The sequence below is a fragment of the Aliiroseovarius sp. S1123 genome (genome assembly GCF_023015885.1).
Classification (GTDB): domain Bacteria; phylum Pseudomonadota; class Alphaproteobacteria; order Rhodobacterales; family Rhodobacteraceae; genus Aliiroseovarius.
The window spans coordinates 470,207-490,770 of record NZ_JALKBE010000001.1 but is presented as its reverse complement, the minus strand read 5'-3'; the positions used below and the strand labels follow the sequence as shown (position 1 = coordinate 490,770).

General features: G+C 58.6%; 20 protein-coding genes. 12 read left to right on the top strand and 8 right to left on the bottom strand.

The features are described from left to right. Positions 1-10: 10 nt before the first annotated feature. Positions 11-3,427 (bottom strand): indolepyruvate ferredoxin oxidoreductase family protein, encoded by a 3,417-nt coding sequence (locus MWU53_RS02320; protein WP_247090054.1) that lies wholly within the window; start codon positions 3,425-3,427, stop codon positions 11-13. A 166-nt stretch (positions 3,428-3,593) separates the two neighbouring features. Here MWU53_RS02320 and MWU53_RS02315 point away from each other — a divergent pair, with 166 nt between their 5' ends. The 6 genes from MWU53_RS02315 to grxD all read left to right on the top strand — a co-directional run bounded on the left by MWU53_RS02315 (position 3,594) and on the right by grxD (position 8,585). Then, positions 3,594-4,487 (top strand): LysR family transcriptional regulator, encoded by an 894-nt coding sequence (locus MWU53_RS02315; protein WP_247090052.1) that lies wholly within the window; start codon positions 3,594-3,596, stop codon positions 4,485-4,487. 465 nt (positions 4,488-4,952) lie between these two features. Further along, positions 4,953-7,112, top strand: a complete 2,160-nt coding sequence (gene purL / locus MWU53_RS02310) for a phosphoribosylformylglycinamidine synthase subunit PurL (RefSeq protein ID WP_247090050.1) — start codon at positions 4,953-4,955, stop codon at positions 7,110-7,112. Then, on the top strand, positions 7,113-7,652 hold the full coding sequence (locus tag MWU53_RS02305; RefSeq protein WP_247090048.1) for a hypothetical protein: 540 nt from the start codon (positions 7,113-7,115) through the stop codon (positions 7,650-7,652). It abuts the gene before it with no gap. Positions 7,653-7,711: 59 nt separating this feature from the next. Beyond that, the gene (locus MWU53_RS02300) at positions 7,712-7,948 is read left to right on the top strand and encodes a BolA/IbaG family iron-sulfur metabolism protein (RefSeq protein ID WP_247090046.1); all 237 of its coding nucleotides are present in this window, start codon (positions 7,712-7,714) and stop codon (positions 7,946-7,948) included. After that, positions 7,945-8,184 (top strand): hypothetical protein, encoded by a 240-nt coding sequence (locus MWU53_RS02295; protein WP_247090044.1) that lies wholly within the window; start codon positions 7,945-7,947, stop codon positions 8,182-8,184. The genes MWU53_RS02300 and MWU53_RS02295 overlap by 4 nt, the downstream gene beginning before the upstream one ends. Before the next feature lie 38 nt (positions 8,185-8,222). Next, the gene (grxD, locus tag MWU53_RS02290; RefSeq protein ID WP_247090042.1) at positions 8,223-8,585 is read left to right on the top strand and encodes a Grx4 family monothiol glutaredoxin; all 363 of its coding nucleotides are present in this window, start codon (positions 8,223-8,225) and stop codon (positions 8,583-8,585) included. 120 nt (positions 8,586-8,705) lie between these two features. On the opposite strand, the gene MWU53_RS02285 is transcribed toward grxD, so the two are convergent. Further along, positions 8,706-9,095, bottom strand: coding sequence for a cell division protein ZapA (locus MWU53_RS02285; RefSeq protein ID WP_247090040.1), 390 nt, complete (start codon positions 9,093-9,095; stop codon positions 8,706-8,708). Then, positions 9,088-9,591 carry a hypothetical protein gene (locus MWU53_RS02280; protein WP_247090038.1) on the bottom strand — a complete coding sequence of 168 codons (504 nt, stop codon included), beginning with the start codon at positions 9,589-9,591 and terminating at the stop codon, positions 9,088-9,090. The genes MWU53_RS02285 and MWU53_RS02280 overlap by 8 nt, the downstream gene beginning before the upstream one ends. A 262-nt stretch (positions 9,592-9,853) precedes the next feature. Between MWU53_RS02280 and tkt the strand changes: the two genes are divergently transcribed. After that, entirely contained in the window at positions 9,854-11,878 is a 2,025-nt protein-coding gene (gene tkt / locus MWU53_RS02275) for a transketolase (RefSeq protein ID WP_247090036.1), read from the top strand. A 155-nt stretch (positions 11,879-12,033) separates the two neighbouring features. Further along, entirely contained in the window at positions 12,034-12,906 is an 873-nt protein-coding gene (locus tag MWU53_RS02270; RefSeq protein WP_348647018.1) for a DMT family transporter, read from the top strand. Here the strand turns inward: MWU53_RS02270 and MWU53_RS02265 are convergent. Continuing rightward, positions 12,903-13,865 (bottom strand): DUF808 domain-containing protein, encoded by a 963-nt coding sequence (locus MWU53_RS02265; protein WP_247090034.1) that lies wholly within the window; start codon positions 13,863-13,865, stop codon positions 12,903-12,905. The genes MWU53_RS02270 and MWU53_RS02265 overlap by 4 nt on opposite strands. A gap of 280 nt (positions 13,866-14,145) precedes the next feature. Here MWU53_RS02265 and gap point away from each other — a divergent pair, with 280 nt between their 5' ends. The 3 genes from gap (at position 14,146) to MWU53_RS02250 (ending at position 15,992) form a co-directional block, all read left to right on the top strand. Further along, positions 14,146-15,144, top strand: coding sequence for a type I glyceraldehyde-3-phosphate dehydrogenase (gene gap, locus MWU53_RS02260; protein ID WP_247090032.1), 999 nt, complete (start codon positions 14,146-14,148; stop codon positions 15,142-15,144). A 138-nt stretch (positions 15,145-15,282) separates the two neighbouring features. After that, on the top strand, positions 15,283-15,735 hold the full coding sequence (locus MWU53_RS02255) for a DUF6389 family protein (RefSeq protein ID WP_247090029.1): 453 nt from the start codon (positions 15,283-15,285) through the stop codon (positions 15,733-15,735). A gap of 113 nt (positions 15,736-15,848) precedes the next feature. Next, positions 15,849-15,992 (top strand): hypothetical protein, encoded by a 144-nt coding sequence (locus MWU53_RS02250; protein ID WP_247090020.1) that lies wholly within the window; start codon positions 15,849-15,851, stop codon positions 15,990-15,992. Between the two features lie 12 nt (positions 15,993-16,004). Here the strand turns inward: MWU53_RS02250 and MWU53_RS02245 are convergent, their stop codons facing one another. From MWU53_RS02245 to MWU53_RS02235, 3 genes are read right to left on the bottom strand one after another with little or no spacing between them, the layout of a single operon-like run. Further along, positions 16,005-16,727, bottom strand: coding sequence for an amino acid ABC transporter ATP-binding protein (locus MWU53_RS02245; RefSeq protein ID WP_247090018.1), 723 nt, complete (start codon positions 16,725-16,727; stop codon positions 16,005-16,007). Positions 16,728-16,731: 4 nt separating this feature from the next. After that, positions 16,732-17,571, bottom strand: coding sequence for an amino acid ABC transporter permease (locus MWU53_RS02240; protein WP_247090016.1), 840 nt, complete (start codon positions 17,569-17,571; stop codon positions 16,732-16,734). A 17-nt stretch (positions 17,572-17,588) separates the two neighbouring features. Then, positions 17,589-18,404 (bottom strand): ABC transporter substrate-binding protein, encoded by an 816-nt coding sequence (locus MWU53_RS02235; RefSeq protein WP_247090014.1) that lies wholly within the window; start codon positions 18,402-18,404, stop codon positions 17,589-17,591. A gap of 182 nt (positions 18,405-18,586) precedes the next feature. On the opposite strand from MWU53_RS02235, the gene MWU53_RS02230 reads away from it, so the two are divergent. Next, the gene (locus MWU53_RS02230; protein ID WP_247090012.1) at positions 18,587-19,963 is read left to right on the top strand and encodes a glutamine synthetase family protein; all 1,377 of its coding nucleotides are present in this window, start codon (positions 18,587-18,589) and stop codon (positions 19,961-19,963) included. A gap of 105 nt (positions 19,964-20,068) precedes the next feature. On the opposite strand, the gene MWU53_RS02225 is transcribed toward MWU53_RS02230, so the two are convergent. Beyond that, positions 20,069-20,431 carry a YrdB family protein gene (locus MWU53_RS02225; protein WP_247090010.1) on the bottom strand — a complete coding sequence of 121 codons (363 nt, stop codon included), beginning with the start codon at positions 20,429-20,431 and terminating at the stop codon, positions 20,069-20,071. Positions 20,432-20,564 lie beyond the last annotated feature (133 nt).

The window sequence follows — 20,564 nt, the reverse complement described above, 5'->3', positions numbered from 1 at the left end:
CGCTGAACACTTATTCTGCCGCCTCTTGAACCGGACCAGTTCCTTCGAACTTAGCCCAAAGCGCACGGCGCTTGGTGTCTGCCGCAACGACGCTTGCCTCTTTCACCGGGCCGAAGCCGCGGATCGACAGGGGCAGCGCGGCGATTTCCAGCGCGACCTCGGTATTGGCGTCGGTCAAGCCTGCCGCCAGACGCAGCATGTCGGCCTCGTAATCGGCAATCAGCTTGCGCTCGGTCACGCGTTCATCGGACCGGCCGAAGGGATCCAGCGCGGTGCCGCGCAACCCTTTCATCTTGGCCAGAAGCGGGGCCGCACGTTCGAACCACGCGCCAAAGGCGCGCTTTTTCGGACGACCAACGGGATCCGTGCCCCCCAACAGAGGCGGTGCAAGGTGATAGGTCAGCTTTAGATCGCCATCGAACTCGGCCTCGGCTTTGGCACGGGTCTCGCACAACAGGCGCGCGACCTCGTATTCATCCTTATAAGCCAACAGCTTGTGATAGCCTTTTGCCACGGACTCTTGCAGCCCCTCGGGCATTGCAGCTACGAAATCGCGATACTTCCGCGCCAGCGTTTCGTTCTGATATTTCACCAGATGATCCGCACGGAAAGCGATGACGTCCGCCAGAGTTTTCGGCAGCTCGGCCACGTCTTCCTGTGTGAACTTCGCTGCGTCCTCGGGGAAGGCAACCGCCCAGCGCCCCAGTTCAAACGCGCGTTTGTTGCGCTCGGGTGCTTGGCCATTCAGGTCAATTGCATGCATCAAGGCGTCAAAGGTCAGCGGCACATAGCCCGCCTGCCAAGATGCGCCCAGCACCATCATGTTCGAAAAGATGCTGTCGCCCATCAGAACCCGCGACAATTCACTTGCGTCGAACATCGACAACCGGTCGCGCAATCGGGCCTGCAATGACAGCTGCAACTGATCACCCGGAATGGTGAAATCCGTGTTGCGCGTGAACTCGCCCGTCACGGTTTCGTGGCTGTCCACCACGGCACCCGTGCGCCCGGTTTTGGTCAGGCCCAACGTCGTAGACGCCGCAGAGACCACCAGCTCGCACCCGATCAGCGCATCGCATTCCCCGGTTGCCACACGAATGGCCGAAATATCTTCGGGCTTCTCTGCCAGTCGCAGATGGACCGTGACCGCGCCACCCTTTTGGGCAAGGCCCGCCATCTCCATCATGCCGGCGCCTTTGCCGTCGATATGGGCAGCCTGCGCCATCACGGCGCCGATGGTCACAACGCCGGTGCCGCCGACGCCGGTGATTACCGTGTTGAACGTGCCGTCGATCTTCGGCAGCTCGGGCATAGGCAGGTCCGGCAAGTCGATCTCGGCCGTAGCCGCCTTCTTCAACTTCGCACCTTCCACGGTCACGAAGCTCGGGCAGAAGCCGTTCACACAGCTGAAATCCTTGTTGCAGCTGGACTGGTCAATCGCACGCTTACGACCCAGCTCGGTCTCGACCGGAACGATGGAGACACAGTTCGACTGCACTCCGCAATCGCCGCAGCCCTCGCAAATATCCGTGTTTATGAAGACCCGCTTATCCGGGTCCGGGAACAGCCCGCGCTTACGGCGGCGGCGCTTTTCGGCCGCGCAGGTCTGGATATAGAGGATGATCGACACCCCCTTCAAATCCCTGCATTTTTCTTCGATCGGTAACAGCTCGTCGCGTGAATGGAGGCTCACCTCTTTCGGGAAGGCGGCAGGATCCACATCCTCTTTGTCATCATAGACAACGAAGATGTTCTTGGCCCCCATCGCAAGCACCTCGCGGGCAATCCGGGGTGCATCCAGATCCCCTTCGTTGGTCTGCCCGCCGGTCATTGCGACGGCATCGTTGTAGAGGATCTTGTAGGTGATATTTACATCCGCAGCCAAAGCCGCGCGGATCGCCAAAATGCCCGAATGGTTATAGGTCCCGTCGCCAAGGTTCTGGAACACATGGTCGGTTTTCGAGAACGGCGCCTCGCCAATCCAGTTCACACCCTCGCCGCCCATTTGGGTCGAACCAAGCGTCGAGCGGTCCATCCACTGCACCATATAGTGACAGCCGATCCCCGCATAACCACGGCTGCCATCTGGCAGCTTGGTCGAGGTATTGTGTGGGCAGCCCGAGCAGAAATAGGGCAGACGCGCCGCGATATTGGGCGCATTGTCCGCCCCGCGTGCCTGCGCCAGTGCGTCCAGACCGGCTTTGACGGCTTCCGTGCCGCGCCCCTCCTCTACCAAAATATCACCCAGCTTTTCGGCGATCATGATCGGATCAAGCGCGTATCGGGTCGGGAACAGCTCCAATTGGCGCCCGTTCTCCCAGGTGTCACCCTTGTGCCAGCCATAGACACGACGGCCCCGGCGATCATCAAAAATGGCTTCCTTGATCTGCACTTCGATCAACTTGCGCTTTTCTTCGACGACAACAATCAGGTCCAGCCCTTCGGCCCATTCGTGGAAGCTGGTCATGTCCAAGGGCCATGTCTGGCCAACCTTATAAGTGGTGATGCCCAGTCGCTCGGCCTCGCCCTCATCGATGCCCAGAAGGCTCATCGCATGGACCAAATCCAGCCAGTTCTTCCCCGCCGCAACGAAACCAATCTTCGCCCCCGGCTTGCCCCAGACACGCTTGTCGATGCGGTTGGCACGGGCGTAGGCCTCGGCTGCAAAGCGTTTATAGTCGATCATCCGCGCCTCTTGCGGGATGCGATCGTCGATCAGGCGAATACTCAGCCCGCCCTCGGGCATGTCGAACTCGGGCGTGACCAGTTGCATTCGGTCCGGGCGGCCATCCACGACCGAGGTCGCCTCGACCGTGTCTTTCATGACCTTTAGCCCAGCCCAAAGACCCGAAAACCGGCTAAGACCATAGCCATATACACCAAAGTCGATGATTTCCTGAACGCCCGCGGGGCTGAGGACCGGGATATAGGCATCCACCATCGCCCAGTCAGATTGGTGCAGAACGGTCGAGCTTTCGCCCGTGTGGTCATCCCCCATCGCCATCAGAACGCCGCCTTTGGACGAAGATCCCGCCATATTGGCATGGCGCATGACATCACCGGTGCGGTCCACGCCCGGCCCCTTGCCGTACCACAGCCCAAAAACGCCATCGCGCGCGCCTTCGCCGCGCACTTCCGCCTGCTGGCTGCCCCACAATGCCGTGGCTGCCAGATCTTCGTTCAGGCCCGGCTGGAACAGAATGTCATTTTCGCCCAGCACACCTTGCGCGCGCGACATCCATAGATCTACCGCGCCCAAAGGGGATCCGCGGTACCCGGTCACATAGCCGGACGTGTCCAACCCCGCCCGCCGGTCACGTTCTCTTTGCGTCAGCATCAAACGCACCAAAGCTTGCGTGCCGTTCAACAAAACTTGATCTTTCGACAGATCAAACCGGTCGTTCAGAGTGATTTCTGGCTTGCCCATGCCGTACCTCCCAATACGAATAGCGTGCTGGAGATCGCGCTCCATTTTAGGTCATAATATATGACCCATCAAAACAAATCCAATCACAATCCGTTCTGGCTTTCATCACGATTCTGATGGTAACAGTATGAAAGATTACACGCTAACAGGGATTGGTTCGTACGCCATGGACTGGGATAAACTCAGAATATTTCACGCCGTGGCAGATGCTGGGTCGTTGACCCATGCGGGTGACGCGCTTCACTTGTCGCAATCCGCTGTTTCCCGCCAAATCAGAGCGCTTGAGGAAGGGCTGAATGCCACCCTATTTCACCGCCACGCTCGGGGACTGATTCTTACGGAACAGGGTGAACTTCTGTTTGATGCCACCAAGGCAATGAACCACCGCCTTGAAGCCGCCGTCGCGCGCATTCGGGACAGCAAGGAAGAGGTGTTCGGTGAACTCCGCGTTACGACCACAACCGCCTTTGGCTCGATGTGGCTGGCCCCACGACTGCCCAAGCTTTATGAAGCCTATCCCGATCTGCGCATCGACCTGATGCTGGAAGAACGCGTGCTGGATCTTCCCATGCGCGAGGCAGATGTGGCCATTCGCATGAAAGAACCCAGCCAGGCGGACCTGATCCGCAAGCGGCTGATGGACGTGCATATGCGCCTTTATGCGACCCCCAGCTATCTCGAGGCCAACGGCATACCCGAAACGCTTGACGATCTGTCGAAATTTCGCCTGATCTGCCAGAACACTTCCGCAGCACAGGTCAGTGCTGGGGCTGCACTGGTGCGCGAGCTTCTGACCTATGACGTCGGATCGCTTCTGACTGTGAACAACTATTTCGGCGTGTTGCAATCGGTGCTGAACGATCTGGGGATCGGGGTGCTGCCGGATTATATCACGCAAGACTTCCCCCAGCTGACCCGCGTTCTGCCTGATATTGAAAGCAAGGATATCCCTGTTTACTTGGCATATCCCGAAGAGTTGCGCGCCTCGAAACGGATCGAAGCCTTCCGGGATTTTGTCACATCCGAGCTGGCAGCGCAGCGCCGCAGCATGGCAAGCTAAGAAATACATTCGTTAATAGTGATGCGATCACGCAACACTCGAATCCCTGCATTTTCCTGAGAATCGTCCCTTTGCGCGAGCAATTAACCACGTTAAGTTAATATAATCATTGAGCTATCTGAAAGAGAGTTGACCTAAGGGCACCTGCGCGCTGACATAATACGCCTCAGGCATGCGCAAAATGCATAGCTGCAATGCAGCATTTTACCTTGAAGCGACTCATCCCCCCCCCTAAATCAGGTTCAAAGCCGATGGTTGAGCATCGCTCTAGTCGGTTTTTACCTCCCTGTTGGACTTGGCCGGGCTTTGCCCGGCCTTTTTTTTGCCTGAACGCCGCATGTTCCCGCAAAACAAGGCATCAAACACTTCCCCAAAGCCCGCCCTTCCCCTAAAAGGCCCGCAACTGACATGTGCATTCGCTCCAAATGCGAGTCGATGTCGATGCAACGCCGAAGGGGACCCCGCATGAGCGAGCCGAAAATCACCACTGATCTGATTGAAGCACATGGCTTGAAACCTGATGAGTACGAGCTGATCCTCGAAATCATCGGACGCGAGCCGACCTTCACGGAACTGGGCATCTTCTCGGCCATGTGGAACGAACACTGTTCCTACAAGTCGTCGAAGAAATGGCTACGTACCCTGCCGACCGAAGGCCCGCAGGTCATCTGTGGTCCGGGCGAGAACGCAGGTATCGTGGATATCGGCGACGGTCAGGCCATCGTCTTCAAGATGGAAAGCCACAACCACCCGTCCTACATCGAGCCCTACCAAGGTGCGGCCACCGGCGTGGGCGGCATTCTGCGTGACGTCTTCACCATGGGTGCCCGCCCGATTGCCGCGATGAACGCGCTAAGCTTCGGCGAGGTTGATCACCCCAAGACTAAACGGCTTGTCAACGGCGTTGTCGAAGGCATCGGCGGCTACGGCAACTGCTTTGGTGTTCCGAACGTGGGCGGCGAAGTGCGCTTCCACCCGGCTTATAACGGCAACTGCCTTGTGAACGCCTTTGCTGCCGGTCTGGCGGATGCAGACAAGATCTTCTACTCGGCAGCCTCGGGCGTCGGCATGCCCGTTGTGTATCTTGGCGCAAAAACTGGCCGCGACGGCGTGGGCGGTGCGACCATGGCCTCGGCCGAGTTCGACGACACCATTGAAGACAAGCGTCCCACCGTTCAGGTTGGCGACCCCTTCACCGAAAAACGCCTGATGGAAGCCACGCTGGAGCTGATGCAGACCGGCGCCGTGATCTCGATCCAGGATATGGGCGCTGCTGGCCTGACCTGTTCGGCTGTTGAAATGGGCGACAAAGGTGGTCTGGGCGTAAAGCTGAACCTGGAAGACGTTCCGCAGCGCGAAGACAACATGACCGCCTACGAAATGATGCTGTCGGAAAGCCAAGAGCGGATGTTGATGGTTCTGAAGCCAGAAAAAGAGGCCGAGGCCCGCGCCGTGTTCGAAAAGTGGGACCTCGATTTCGCTATCGTTGGCGAAACGCTAGCCGAAGACCGCTTCTTGATCATGCATCACGGCGAGGTCAAAGCCGACCTTCCGCTATCGCCCCTGTCGGGCCGCGCTCCGGAATATGACCGCCCGTGGGTCGAAACCCCGGCAGCCGAGGATCTGGCTGACGTACCCGAGATCGATCCGATTGACGGTCTGAAAGCGCTGATCGGCTCGCCCAACCACGCGGCCAAGCAGTGGGTCTATGAACAATATGATCACATGGTTATGGCCGACACCGTGCGTGCCCCCGGTCTGGGTGCAGGCATCGTGCGCGTGCATGGCACCGACAAGGCCGTGGCCTTCACCTCGGACGTGACGCCCCGCTATGTGAAAGCGAACCCGCTGGAAGGTGGCCGTCAAGCGGTGGCTGAAGCGTACCGCAACCTGACCGCTGTCGGCGCCAAGCCGCTCGCCACCACCGACAACCTGAACTTCGGCAACCCCGAAAAGCCCGAGATCATGGGCCAGTTCGTCGGCGCCATCAAAGGCATCGGCGAGGCTGTGGCCGCGCTGGACGTGCCGATCGTGTCGGGCAACGTCTCGCTTTATAACGAGACCGACGGCCAAGCGATCCTGCCCACCCCGACCATCGGCGCCGTGGGCCTGCTGGATAGCTTGGACGACATGATCGGTGGCGTAGCCCGTGACGGTCATGTCGCCATGGTCGTCGGCGAAACCAAAGGTCATCTGGGCCAATCCGCTCTGCTGGCCGAGGTCTTCAACCGCGAAGACGGCGACGCCCCGCATGTGGATCTGGACGCTGAAAAGCGCCACGGCGATTTCATCCACGCCAACCGCGCGCTGATCAAGGCCTGCTCGGACCTGTCAGATGGTGGTCTGGCACTGGCTGCGTTCGAGATGGCCGAGGCCGGTAGCGTGGGCGTACAGTTGGACGCCTCGGACACCCCGACGCTGTTTGGCGAAGATCAGGCGCGCTATCTGGTGGCCTGTAACTTCGATCAGGCCGAAGCGCTGATGATCGAGGCGGGCCGCGCTGGCGTTCCGATCTCCACCGTTGGCCGTTTCACCGGCGACAGTGTGAAAATGGGCGGCTCGGAAGCCCCTCTGGCAGAACTGGCCCAGATCTTCCGCACCGGTTTCGATCAGGCGCACACGTAAATGACAGGCCCGGTGCCGCTGGCGCAGGATCCCTCAACGCTGACCGCTGATTGCGCGGGCTGTATGGGGCTGTGCTGTGTGTCTCCGGGCTTTGACGCGGGCGATGATTTCGCCTTCGACAAACGTGCCCTTGCGCCGTGTCGCCATCTGGGCACGGACAACCTGTGTCGCATCCACGAAACCCTGAGCGATCAGGGCTTTCCGGGTTGCGCCAAGTTCGATTGCAAAGGCGCAGGACAGTATGTGACCCAGCAGATCTTCCCGCGCAAACGCTGGCGCAAAGACCGCGAAACGCTAGAAGCCGTGTCCGAAGCCTATCGCCGGATGCGGGCGATCTGCGACATGGCCGAGCTTCTGCATCTGGCCGCGCGCCTGCCCCTGTCAGTCTCGCAAGAGGCCGCTCGCCAAGCGATGCTCGACCGCCTTCTTCCCGACCCCGCTTGGACAGAAACCTCGCTGGCCCAAGCGGAAGAAGCCGGTATCCTATCTGACGCCCGTGCGGTCCTGACCAGTTTTCGTGATGCCGCAACGCGCCGCTAGCCCTTGCAGCCCCTCTGCACGGCACATAAGTTAAACAAAACAGATAAAAGGTTTGGCCAATGTCCATGGAAGCATCCAAAATCGAAGACCTGATCCGCGCAGGTTTCCCCGACGCCCAGATCACCATCACCGATCTGGCCGGTGACGGAAATCACTGGGCTGCCGAGGTCGTGGATGAAAGCTTCCGCGACATGAACCGCGTGCAGCAGCAACGTGCCGTGAACGCCACCGTGCGTGAACAGATCGACTCGGGCGAGCTGCACGCGCTGGCGCTGACCACGAAGGTACCTGAGTGATTGCTGCAAAGATACTCGGAGGTATCGTCGCAGTAATCATAGTCGCAGCGCTTGGTGAAGCCTATTTGAAGCGCAACAAGCATCGCTCGCTTTCCTCCCGCCTTGCTGAGAGAACTGCGGATGATGTCAAACCCGAACTCGGCTTGGAAGCCACCGACACAAAATCGGTCGACGAAGCGCACCGACGCAACAAAAAAATCGACCAATTTAACGACCGATTGTCCAAGCGCTTGTAGCAGCAAGCGCTGATTAGACCACAGACAAGGACTAGAAAATGACCGACGCAAAAACCCGCATCGACGAAACCGTCAAAGCCAATGACGTGGTGCTTTATATGAAGGGCACGAAAGAGATGCCGCAATGCGGGTTCTCGTCCCGCGTGGCTGGCGTGCTGAACTACATGGGCGTGGATTATGCCGATGTGAATGTGCTGGCGGATGAAGAAATCCGCACAGGCATCAAGGAATATTCCGACTGGCCGACCATCCCGCAGCTTTACGTCAAAGGCGAGTTTGTGGGCGGCTGTGACATCGTGACCGAGATGACCCTGTCGGGCGAGCTGGACACGCTGTTTGCTGACAATGGCGTGGCGTTCAACAAAGACGCGGCTGACAAGATCCGCGAAGCTAACGCTTGAACGGAGTGCGGCAAGGGGCGCTGCCCCTCGCCCGTACCGGGCTCACCCCGGGATATTTGAGACAAGAAAAAGGCGCGTCGAGTTTTCGGCGCGCCTTTGTTTTTGTTTGGTTGTCTGGAGTCAGTCCGCCTTGAAGCGCTCTTCCACCGAGGCCGCCATCGCTTCGGTCCGGGCCGCAATCTCGGCCAGCGTGTCAGTGACCGACGCGGGCACCACCGGCACCTCAACTTTCTGAGGTTCAGCGTTCTTTAGCGCCTCAAGCTCGCGCTCCAGCTCGGCCACGCGGCGCTCGGTCAATTTGACCTTATCTTCCATCCCGGCGGTCTTGTCGGCCAGCATCAGCCCCGACATCAACAACATCCGGCTTTCAGTCAGGTTTGAGATCTGACTGACCAGAACCGACGCTTCGGTGTCCAACATGGCGGCAGCAGATTTTAGGAAATGTTCTTCACCCTCCTGGCAGGCCACTTCAAAGCTGCGACTTCCGATCGTTATCATGACGTCAGGCATGAGGCTCCTCCTCGCTTGCGGGGGTGGATTCGGTGGCGGCCATGATCGTCAGCTCGCCAAGAACAGCGTCCAGCTCGGCCCGATCAGCCTGCTGCGTCGCACGTAAGGCGGACAATTCAGCCCCCATCGCGTCATTGATCAACGCCGGCTCAACCACACCGGTTGACGCCGCCACACGCAACGCGTCATTCGAGCTGCGCAGCTCTTGGTTACTATGACGCAGTGCATCTGCAGCCGCTTCGGCCTGTGCAAGCTGTGCCTGCAACTGAGACAACGCGTTTTCAACAACAACCAGCTTTTCGCTCATCTGATCTTTCAGTGCAGACAGCCGTTCGTTCAGTTGCGCGTTTGCGGTGCGTTCATCGTCCAGCTGGCGGGTAAGTGTGTCGACCTCATCGGCGTTCGCCGATGGTTGGTCCGCCCACTTATCAAGCCCCGCATTGATCCGCTCTAGCGCCGTTGTAATGCGCGTCTCGAGTTCGGAGATATCACTCATAATATGCCCTGTATAATTCTCTCGCTTCAATCTTGTCACAAGCCTGCCAAACACTCAACGCCCAGAGAGACCTATGCGCATTCAAACGCGATTCGTCGCGATATCTTCTCTAAATGCCGTGAAATATGCCGCAGCGAATCGATCATAAGGGCGATTACAGACACTTAACCCCACCAAAACGCCCGAGAGCCTTGCTTTGCTTGACCCAACCGGCAGGACTGCTATCAGGGGCCAATCTTTACTTAGCCAAAGGACTCGGACCTTGGATATCGCTGCACTTGCCAAAGCCCACCCTGATCACTGGAAAAAAGCCGCCGCCATCCGCTCGTTGACGCTGGATGCTGTTGCCGCCGCAAATTCAGGCCACTCTGGCATGCCGATGGGCATGGCCGATGTGGCAACCGTTCTGTTTGAAAAGCACCTGAAGTTTGACCCCACCGCCCCGCGCTGGGAAGACCGCGACCGGTTCATCCTGTCTGCTGGTCACGGCTCGATGCTGATCTATTCGCTGCTCTATCTGACCGGCTACAATGACGTCACCCTGGACCAGATCAAGAACTTCCGTCAATGGGGCGCAATCACCGCTGGTCACCCGGAATATGGTCACGTGTCCGGCGTTGAGACCACCACCGGCCCGCTGGGTCAGGGCATCGCCAACGCTGTTGGCTTCGCGATGGCAGAAGAAATCCAACGCGCCCATTTCGGCAAGAAAATCGTAGATCACTACACCTATGTCATCGCGGGCGATGGCTGCCTGATGGAGGGCATCAGCCAGGAAGCCATCGGGCTTGCTGGGCGTCACGAGCTGTCGAAGCTGATCGTCCTGTGGGACAACAACGACATCACCATCGACGGCAAAGTATCGCTGTCGGATCGCACCGACCAGGTTCAGCGCTTCAAGGCTTCGGGCTGGCACGTTCAGGAAGTCGACGGCCATGATCCCGAGCAGATCGACGCAGCCATCGCCAAAGCCAAATCGACCAACAAACCGTCGATGATCGCCTGCAAAACTCATATCGCCTTGGGCCACGCCGCTCAGGACACGTCGAAAGGTCATGGCGCCCTGACCGACGCAGAACAGCTTGCTGCCGCGAAAGAGGTTTACGGCGCGCCGCAGGGTGCGTTCGAAGTGCCCGCCGACGTCAAAGCGCAGTGGGAAGCCATGGGGTCTCGCGGCGCTGAAGCACGCGCTGATTGGGACGCACGCTTCGCTAGCATTTCCGAGCGTAAACAGGGCGAATTCAAACGCGCCTATGCGCTGGACGCCCCGAAGAAGCTGGCCTCGGTAGTGCGCAAGTTGAAGAAAGAGGTTGCCGAGAACAAACCTTCCGTTGCGACCCGAAAGTCGTCGGAAATGGCGCTGTCGGTGATCAACCCGGTGATGCCGGAAACCGTGGGCGGCTCGGCCGACCTGACCGGATCGAACAACACCAAGACTGGTGATCTGGGCGTCTTTGACACCGACAACCGTGGTGGCCGCTACATCTATTGGGGCATCCGCGAGCACGGTATGGCCGCTGCGATGAACGGCATGACCCTGCATGGCGGCATGCGCCCCTATGGCGGTACCTTCTTCTGCTTCACCGACTACGCGCGTCCCTCGATGCGTCTGGCGTCGCTGATGCGGATCCCGACCGTATTCGTGATGACCCACGACTCGATTGGTGTTGGCGAAGACGGTCCGACCCACCAGCCGGTCGAGCATCTGGCAATCTGCCGGGCGACCCCGAACAGCTATACGTTCCGTCCTGCCGACACGGTGGAAACGGCTGAGGCATGGGAGATCGCGCTGACCTCGAAAGAGACGCCATCGACCTTGGTTCTGACCCGTCAAAACCTGCCTACCCTGCGCACCGAGTACAAACAGAAAAACCTGACCGCTCAGGGCGGCTACGTTCTGGCAGACGCAGAAGCTGGTAAGCGTCAGGTCATTCTGGTTGCCACCGGTTCTGAAGTATCTTTGGCGATGGAAGCACGCGCACAGCTGGAAGCCCAAGGCATCGGCACCCGCGTTGTCTCGATGCCCTGTATGGAGCTGTTCGCCGAGCAGGACGAAGCCTATCGCCGCAAGGTTCTGCCCGCGGGGCCCGTGCGCGTCGGCATCGAAGCCGCCGTACGTGATGGCGGCTGGGATCGTTTACTGCTGGGTGAACGCGGCCGCGAAGCCAAGCAAGCCTTTGTCGGCATGACCGGCTTTGGTGCCTCGGCCCCGGCTGGTGTCCTGTTCGAGAAGTTCGGCATCACCACCGACAACGTGGTGACCAAAGCCAACGAGCTGCTGGGATAAGCAACGGAATTTTGCAAAATTCCGGTCAAAAATCTTCGAAGATTTTTCGGCCTATCTGAAATGAACGCCCCGCCAATTGGTGGGGCGTTTTCTTTTACCTTTCAAACCCGTCCTAGATCGGACAGTCTGCGCCTGTTTTATCAAAGGATGCCAACGTGCTGTCAGCTCTTAGCGAAAATCACCGTGGTGCGCTGTTCATGGTCTTCGCCATGGCAGCCTTTGCGCTGGAAGACATGGCGCTAAAGGCCGCAGCCCGCGACATCCCGATTGGACAGGCTGTTGTGCTATTCGGCTTGGGTGGATTGATCATCTTTGCAGCGCTCGCCCGCGCGCAGGGTACGCGGGTTTTCCACCCGGATCTACGCTCGCCCGTGCTGATATGGCGGTCGCTCTCTGAGATCGCCGGCCGCATGTTCTATGCGCTGGCCATCGCCCTGACCCCGCTTTCCAGTGCCTCGGCCATTTTGCAGGCCACGCCACTGGTCGTCGCGCTAGGCGCCGTCGTCTTCTTCAAGGAACAGGTTGGCATACGCCGCTGGCTGGCCATTCTTGTGGGTTTCATCGGGGTTCTGATGATCCTGCGCCCTGGCCTGGACGCCTTCGACCCGCTGTCGATCTTTGCCGTGCTGGGAATGCTTGGTTTCGCCGGACGTGATCTGGCCACCCGCGCAAGCCCGGCGACATTAAACGCGGCGCAGTTGGGTGTAGCCGGGTTTGTAGTTCTGACGGTGTCTGGGCTCGTCTTGATGGCTGCGGCTGGCGAGATTAGCCCTATGACAACGGCGGCCAGCGGATACATCATGCTGACCATTGTTTGCGGTATTCTTGCCTATGGCGCTTTGACGCTGGCCATGCGGACCGGAGAGGTCTCGGTCGTCACGCCGTTTCGCTATTCGCGGCTTCTCTTCGCGCTCATTCTGGGCGTTGTGGTCTTCCACGAACGCCCAGACATGATGACGCTGGCGGGCAGCGCCGTCATTGTCCTAAGCGGTCTGTTCCTGCTCAGTCGATCAAGGCCGAAAGCTTAAGCTTTCTCTTTGAAGATCGCACCCCAGATCGGGCCAATCACGCGCGTCGCCAAGGGGATGATCAGAACACCCAGCGCAAGACCAAGTACGCCGTCCAGCGCAGCCGTTACGGCCCATTCCACGGCACCCGCGAATTGCGGCACCGCATGTGCAGCAGCCACAGCCAGGTGGTGAATGGTGTCATAAGGCAGATGCCAGCCCAGTTCGTGCAACCCGTGCACGATGATCGACCCGCCGACCCAAATCATCGCGGCGGTGCCAACGATGGTTAGTGTTTTCATGACATAGGGCATCGCTTTCACGATCCCTCGGCCAAGCGCCTGCGTCACTCCCAGCCGCGCGTTGTTGGCCAGATAAAGGCCGAAATCATCCGCTTTCACGATCAGCGCGACCGAGCCATAGACCGCGACGGTGATGCCCACAGCAGCGACAGCAAGCGTGGCCGCCTCCATCCAGAAATTGCTGTTGGGGATGCCTGACAGAATGATGGTCATGATCTCGGCCGACAGAATGAAGTCGGTCTTGATCGCGCCCGCAACCTTGCTTTCCTCCAAATGGGCCGGGTCGCCTTCAGGGTGCTCTGCGTGGTCCCACGTATGTTCGTGTGGAAACAGCACATGCCAAACCTTCTCTGCCCCTTCAAAACACAGATACGCCCCGCCCAGCATCAGAAGGGGCGCGATTGCCCAAGACGCAAAGGCCGACAAAAGCAGCGCGATGGGCAGCAGGATGATCAGCTTGTTCTTGATCGAGCCCCAGGCGATGCGCCCAATAATCGGCAGCTCGCGCTTGGCTTCGAACCCCTGAACGTATTTCGGCGTCACAGCCGCATCGTCGATCACAGCGCCTGCCGCTTTCGCACTGGCCTTGGCTGCCTGCCCCGCCACATCGTCGATCGAGGCCGCAGCGACTTTGGCGATCCCCGCCACGTCGTCCAGAAGTGCAATCAAACCGCTCATCGTACCGCCTCTACTTTCATTGTACTCATTGTGGGGCGAATCTAGCGAAACCGCCCTGAAGGGCAAGGGCATGACGACCAGACCCTGCCATTAATTCAGCCCCATGAAGGTTTGCGCTAACCTGTAGGCCCAAATCAAAAGATCGCTGATGTTTTCGCTATCATGCTGCTACGGAAGGTGTTTTCTGGGTTGGGTGGCCCTGCAGTCAACGGTATACCGCGTGCAAGTCTGAACACCCCTCGCGGCACACGTATGCCGCCATGAGAAAGAGGAAACACCCATGACCGTCAAAGTCGGTATCAACGGATTTGGTCGCATCGGCCGCTGCACCCTGGCGCAGATCGCTGCGTCTGGACGCGAAGATATTCAGGTGGTGAAGGTCAACGCGACCGGCCCCTTGGAAACCGCAGCGCATCTTCTGAAATATGACAGCGTGCATGGCCGCTTCCCGAACGACGTCGTTCTGGGCGACGGCACCATGGATGTAGGCCAAGGCCCGATGCAGATGATGTCGACCTATGACATGAACGAGCTGGACTGGGACGGCTGTGACGTTGTTCTGGAATGCACCGGCAACTTCAACGACGGCATCAAGGCCAAACCGCATCTCGAGCGTGGTGCCAAGAAAGTTCTGCTGTCGGCCCCCGGCACCAACGTGGACAAAACCATCGTCTGCGGCGTGAACGAAGAGATGTTGACCGCCGGTGACGTGATGGTGTCGAATGGTTCGTGCACCACCAACTGTCTGGCCCCGGTGGCCAAGGTTCTGCTGAACGCTTTCGGCATCGAAAGCGGCATCATGACCACGATCCACGCTTACACCGGCGACCAGCCGACGCTGGACCGTCGCCACAAGGACCTGTACCGCGCCCGCGCCGCCGCCATGTCGATGATCCCGACCTCGACCGGTGCTGCAAAAGCTCTGGGCGAGGTTCTGCCCGCACTGAAAGGCAAGCTGGATGGCTCGGCCGTCCGCGTTCCGACCCCGAATGTCTCGGCGGTGGACCTGACCGTTGTGGTCGAAAAGGACGTGACCGTCGCAGACGTGAACGCCGTGATGAAAGAGCAGTCGCTAGGCGCCATGAAAGGTGTTCTGGGCTACACGGAAGAGAAACTGGTCTCGACCGACTTCAACCACACTGAAGAAAGCTCGATCTTTGCCGCAGACCAGACCAAAGTGATCGGCGGCCGTCTGGTCCGCGTTCTGGCGTGGTATGACAACGAATGGGGCTTCTCGACCCGCATGGGCGATCTGGCCGTGAAGATGGGCTCGCTGTAAGCCACCCCTGAAAAAAGTTTCTGAGAACCCCCAATGGCCCTGCCCTTGGGGGTTTTCTTTTGCGTTGACCACAATTCATATCGGCTTTTATAGCTTGATTTTGTATTTCTCCCTTTAGGAGAGCCGGAGGTGTAAGTTTTGCAAGACGAACGGACGAAGTACCGCTCAACACTCATATCCATCCTTGTTTCCCACACTGAGGAAGCGAGGACGACATTAGTGGCGGCCTTGACCAAGCTTCCAAATAACGCACGTGAAATACAATTCGGGGTTCACCCGAACCAAGATCCAGATGGAATGTTCTCTGTCGTCTTGCATCTTGATGGTCCCGACCTGTTCAGCTTGAACAAAGCAATAGAGGGGCATCGGGTACTGTTTGATGCATACACTCGCGGTGAAACGGCCGCGAATGACCTCCCTATGTTTGATCCATTCGACCAGCCATTCTCTGTGAATGATGTAATCGTAGAAGTTGCTGCCGATTGGCTTGAGAAGATTTGGGGCACACTCGATAAAAAAGCCGATTGTCCGCCTGCATTGATATTCGGCGAGGATGGATGGGGAACAGGCATGCCGAGGCATCTATCTTAATACAATCCCGCCAAAATCGTATTGCGCTAATACCCCCATTAATCTTTCCGTGTTTTACCTTGCCCCCACCGGTGCGGCTTGCATAATCGCTGAAAACAGGCAGGAGCTTCTTTGTGACTAATCAGTTGGCCATCATTCTGGGCGCAGTGATCCTGCTGCTGGTCGGGCTGGATGTAGTTGTCTGGGACGCCGAGAACCTTCTGTTTCTGGCCAAGAAATTCCTTGAACTGACCGAGTGGGTGGCCTTCTGGCGCTAAGCCCGGCTGCCCCTAGAGCACCTGAGACAAAAACTGCCGCGTCCGCTCTTCACGTGGGGCATCAAAGATTTGTGCCGGTGTGCCCTCTTCCAAAATGCGCCCACTTTCCAAAAAGCACACTTTGTCCGCCAATTCGCGCGCGAAGCCCATTTCGTGCGTCGCAAGGATCATGGTCATGCCTTCTGCACGTAAGCTACGCAGCACGTCCAGAACCTCGGCCACCAGTTCAGGGTCGAGTGCCGAGGTGATCTCGTCAAAGAGCAGGATGTCGGGCTGCATTGCCAACGCACGGATGATCGCCACGCGCTGTTGCTGACCACCTGACAGCTGATCGGGATAATGATCGATCCGGTGCGCCAGACCAAAGCGCTCGAACAGCTCTTCCACACGGCCCCGCTGCGCCGCGCGGGACAGCCCCTTCACACGACGTGGGGCCAGCATAACGTTTTCTGCCGCCGACATATGCGGGAACAGGTTGAAGGACTGGAAGACCAGCCCGATGCGCTGGCGGATGGGCTGCGGGTCCAGTCCCGGTTCGGCGATGTCCACTCCGTCAAACCAGATCTCGCCATCGTCGACGGGATCCAGCAGGTTCACCGCACGCAGCAACGTCGATTTCCCTGAACCCGATGCGCCGATCAGGCACACCATCTCGCCCTTCGCGACCTCAAGGTCGATGCCACACAGCACATGATGATTGCCAAAGCTCTTTTGGATATTTCGTAGCGACAGCATGGGCTTATTGTTCCTGCTTGCGGCGTTTGTTCATCAGGTGATCGGCAAACCGCGTCATCGGAATGGTAATTGCCAAGAAGATGAGCGCCGCCCCCACATAGGGCGTGAAGCTGGCATAGAGCGACTTGTAAACGCCCGCCTGCCGGAAGATCTCGACGGGCCCGACGAAGGACAAAAGCGCCACGTCTTTTTGCAGGGCGACCACAAGGTTCATATTGGCGGGCAAAACGTTGCGCAGGGCTTGCGGAAGAATCACGTAACGCATGGTGTCGGCGTTCGACAGCCCCAGTGACAGCGCGGCTGAGCTTTGGCTTTTATGGATCGACCCGATGCCGGATCGGATCACCTCGGCCACGTAGGCCGCATAGACGAGGATCAGCGCCAGTGAGCCCCAGATATAGGGCGAATTCCACGGGCGCGGCAGGCCCAGACCGGGGATGCCGAAGCCCACAAGATAGATCACCAGAATGACTGGCAGCCCGCGAAACACGTCCGTATAGACCGTCGCAAACAGGCGCAGTGGGTAAAGCGCGGGCTTCTGGATGTCGCGGCAGATCGCCACGAACAGACCCAGAAGCGCGATCAACGGCGCGCACCATGCAAAGATGGCGATGTCCAGCAGGAAGGCGTCCAGTAGGCCCGGAAAGGTCTTGGAAAAGACACCCCAGTTGAAGAAGCTTTTCTTCACGGCCTCCCAGCCGGGCGCCAGCGGGACCAGCACCAGAATGGCCAGAAACACCAAACTGGTCGAGACACCCGCGACCCACAAAGAGCGGCGGCGCAACGCAGCTTCATACTGCGCGCGCCGCCCCGGCATGGCCGGGTTTTCGTCTGCCTTCGTCATTCCGTGCGACGTCCGCCTTATTGAATAACCGGAACGCCAGTGGCGCCTTGCAGCCACTCGGCTTCAATCTCGGCCAGTTTACCGCTGTCTGTCAGGGCTTGGATCGCTTCGTCCACGCAAGGTTTCAGAGCGCTTCCATCGGCCATCAACATACCGAATTGATCCGGGTTCTCAGAACGCTCTGCCGGGAATTGGCCCAGAAGCGCGCCGTTTTCGACCACAACAGCCGACAGGTACAGCGCGGTCGGCAAGTCAAACAGCGCCGCGTCAATCTGGTTGGCCTGCAGGGCCGCGGTCACGTCGGTGTTGTCGTTATACAGCAGCACGTCCTGATCCGGGGCGATCACCTGACCCACCATGGTCGCGCCAGTGTGCGAGGCCCCTGCGCCCCAGAGCAGCCCTTTCAGGGCCTCCATGGTCGGCTCACCCATCTTCTCGACCACCGATTGTGTGGTCAGGATGGCCATGGCCGAGCTGTAATAGGGCAGTGAGAAATCAACCGTCTCTTCCCGTTCGGGCGTGATCGAGTATTGCTGTAGGTTGAAGTCAAAATTCTTCGCGCCGGGCTGAATCGCCTCGTCAAACGAGGTGCGCACCCAAGTGACGGCATCGTCAGCAAAGCCCATTTCGTTCGCGACGGCATAGGCCACGGCGGCCTCAAACCCCTGTTTGCTTTCGGGGGCGTCGTCCATGACCCACGGGTAATAGGCGGGGTTGCCAGTGGCGATGGTCAGCACACCATCGGTCAGCGTCTTACCAGCGGCACAGTGGTCAGCTGCAAAAGCCGCGCTACCTGCCAGCGACGCACAGAGGATCGTCATCAATGTTTTCATGTCTCAAATCTCCCCAGAATGGATATTTCATCAGAGCCTAGCGCGAAGCTTGTCACTGTACGAGAGAAAAGCGCCGTCAGAAACGAGCCATTGACCTTCTGCATAATTTGATCAAATATTCAGCACCAACTCTTTTTATGAAAACCGGCGTCGTATGACACCCGACGCCGAAGGAGGTTTTGATGTCACGAAAGCGCCCCTTGGATTGGGCCCAGAACTTGTCCGCTGATTTTGTCGCCTATGCAGATGGGCGTCGCATTGAAGAAGTGGAGTGCATCATCCCCGACATTGTCGGAACCTCGCGCGGGAAGGCGATGCCTGCCGCGAAGTTTGATCCTTCGACTGATCTGGCCCTGCCCATTTCGCTCTTCTATCAGACGATTTCTGGCGAATATGTCGATATGGAGATCGAGAACCAGTGGGTTGAACGGGATGTCGTGCTGCGCGCCGACATGTCCACGGCCTGTGCCGTGCCGTGGTCCGAAGATGTCACGCTGCAGGTGATCTGCGACATGTATAACCGCGACGGTTCGGCGCTGGCGATCGCACCGCGTGGGCTTCTGAAGCGCGTTGTAGATCTTTACGCTGCGAAAGGATGGAAACCCGTCATCGCGCCCGAGCTTGAATTTTATTTGACCAAGCCCAACCACGACCCGAATGAACCCATCGAGCCGCCCATCGGGCGTACGGGACGCAAAGGCGCCAGCCGTCAGGTCTATTCGATGTCGGCAGTGGATGAATACGGGCCCGTCATCGACTCGATTTATGATTTTGCCGAAGCGCAAGGGCTTGAGATCGACACCGTTATTCAGGAAGGCGGCGCAGGTCAGATCGAGATCAACCTGAACCACGGCGATCCGATCAAACTGGCCGATCAGGTGTTCCTGTTCAAACGCACGATCCGCGAAGCGGCCCTGAAGAACGGCGTGTTTGCAACCTTCATGGCCAAGCCCATCCGCGACGAACCGGGCAGCGCGATGCATGTGCACCAGTCGATTGTAGACACGGAAACGGGCCAGAACATCTTCTCGAACGAAGATGGTTCTGCCACCGACCTGTTCCGTTGGTTTATTGGCGGGTCGCAAAAATACATGATGGATGTGGTGCCGCTTCTGGCGCCCTACGTGAATTCGTTCCGCCGGATCACCGTCGACGGACATTCGGCCCCTGCGAACCTTGAATGGGCAAGCGACAATCGGACCACAGGTCTGCGCGTACCCCATTCCAGCCCGGCGGCACGCCGATTGGAGAACCGCGTGATTGGGATGGATTCCAACCCCTATATCGCCCTCGCAGCCTCGCTGGCATGTGGCTATCTGGGTATGATCAACAAGGTCGAACCCCGCGCCGAAGCCGAGAAGGAGGTCTGGGACGTGGCAGAACCCCTGCCTGCCTCGCTGCGTGCTGCGTTGGAGCTATTCGACGAGGCCAACGAGATGCGTGCCGTTCTGGGCGAAGAGTTCTGCAAACTCTATTCCGACATCAAATGGGCCGAGAACGAGGAGTACCAACGCGAAATCTCGCCGTGGGAGCGTCAGCACTTGCTGCTGAATGCGTGATCCACTGGCGCAAAATCTTGAGATGACTCAGGGCGGGGAAATCCCCGCCCTGTTGTGTTTTGGGGGAAGGATGGCTGCGGCAGCCCTCAGATTTCCAGGACAAACCTAGTTCTGCAAAAGCCACGCAATGCGACTTGGCCATAACAGGTAATGAACCGCTGTAAGCGCGGCGAGCCAGAACCCCGGCCACGTGTACCCCGTGGCATAGAACGCCCAAGCTCCACCGAATAACACCGCCCATTCCAAAATCAAGCGTACAGTTCCAGGAACAGGCAGCGGCGCATTCCCCGATCGACTGGGATCATCCGGCACTGCAAATGTCGCCCAAATTACGCCGAGCAGTAATACGGTTCCGCCGACCGCGATGAAGCGCCAAAAACCTTCGCTCAAACTCCAGGCAAAAACACTGAACCCGGCCAGCGCCGCGAGCTCAAGGAAGAACCGAAGGGCTAAGTTTGCAGTGTGCATGATCTAAAGTCTCACATGACATTTCAAGCGACACAACCTTATTCAGATCGTCTCGTAGGAACGCCAGTGCACCCTAAATGCGAAAAAGGGCGGGGAATATCCCCGCCCTTTCTGTGTCTCACCGTTGCCGGCT

Excerpts from the sequence above, each read along its gene's own strand:
- MWU53_RS02320 (WP_247090054.1), bottom strand. The coding sequence starts at position 3,427 with ATGGGCAAGCCAGAAATCACTCTGAACGACCGGTTTGATCTGTCGAAA.
- MWU53_RS02315 (WP_247090052.1), top strand. The coding sequence starts at position 3,594 with ATGGACTGGGATAAACTCAGAATATTTCACGCCGTGGCAGATGCTGGG.
- purL (WP_247090050.1), top strand. The coding sequence starts at position 4,953 with ATGAGCGAGCCGAAAATCACCACTGATCTGATTGAAGCACATGGCTTG.
- MWU53_RS02305 (WP_247090048.1), top strand. The coding sequence starts at position 7,113 with ATGACAGGCCCGGTGCCGCTGGCGCAGGATCCCTCAACGCTGACCGCT.
- MWU53_RS02300 (WP_247090046.1), top strand. The coding sequence starts at position 7,712 with ATGTCCATGGAAGCATCCAAAATCGAAGACCTGATCCGCGCAGGTTTC.
- grxD (WP_247090042.1), top strand. The coding sequence starts at position 8,223 with ATGACCGACGCAAAAACCCGCATCGACGAAACCGTCAAAGCCAATGAC.
- MWU53_RS02285 (WP_247090040.1), bottom strand. The coding sequence starts at position 9,095 with ATGCCTGACGTCATGATAACGATCGGAAGTCGCAGCTTTGAAGTGGCC.
- MWU53_RS02280 (WP_247090038.1), bottom strand. The coding sequence starts at position 9,591 with ATGAGTGATATCTCCGAACTCGAGACGCGCATTACAACGGCGCTAGAG.
- MWU53_RS02265 (WP_247090034.1), bottom strand. The coding sequence starts at position 13,865 with ATGAGCGGTTTGATTGCACTTCTGGACGACGTGGCGGGGATCGCCAAA.
- gap (WP_247090032.1), top strand. The coding sequence starts at position 14,146 with ATGACCGTCAAAGTCGGTATCAACGGATTTGGTCGCATCGGCCGCTGC.
- MWU53_RS02245 (WP_247090018.1), bottom strand. The coding sequence starts at position 16,727 with ATGCTGTCGCTACGAAATATCCAAAAGAGCTTTGGCAATCATCATGTG.
- MWU53_RS02240 (WP_247090016.1), bottom strand. The coding sequence starts at position 17,571 with ATGACGAAGGCAGACGAAAACCCGGCCATGCCGGGGCGGCGCGCGCAG.
- MWU53_RS02235 (WP_247090014.1), bottom strand. The coding sequence starts at position 18,404 with ATGAAAACATTGATGACGATCCTCTGTGCGTCGCTGGCAGGTAGCGCG.
- MWU53_RS02230 (WP_247090012.1), top strand. The coding sequence starts at position 18,587 with ATGTCACGAAAGCGCCCCTTGGATTGGGCCCAGAACTTGTCCGCTGAT.
- MWU53_RS02225 (WP_247090010.1), bottom strand. The coding sequence starts at position 20,431 with ATGCACACTGCAAACTTAGCCCTTCGGTTCTTCCTTGAGCTCGCGGCG.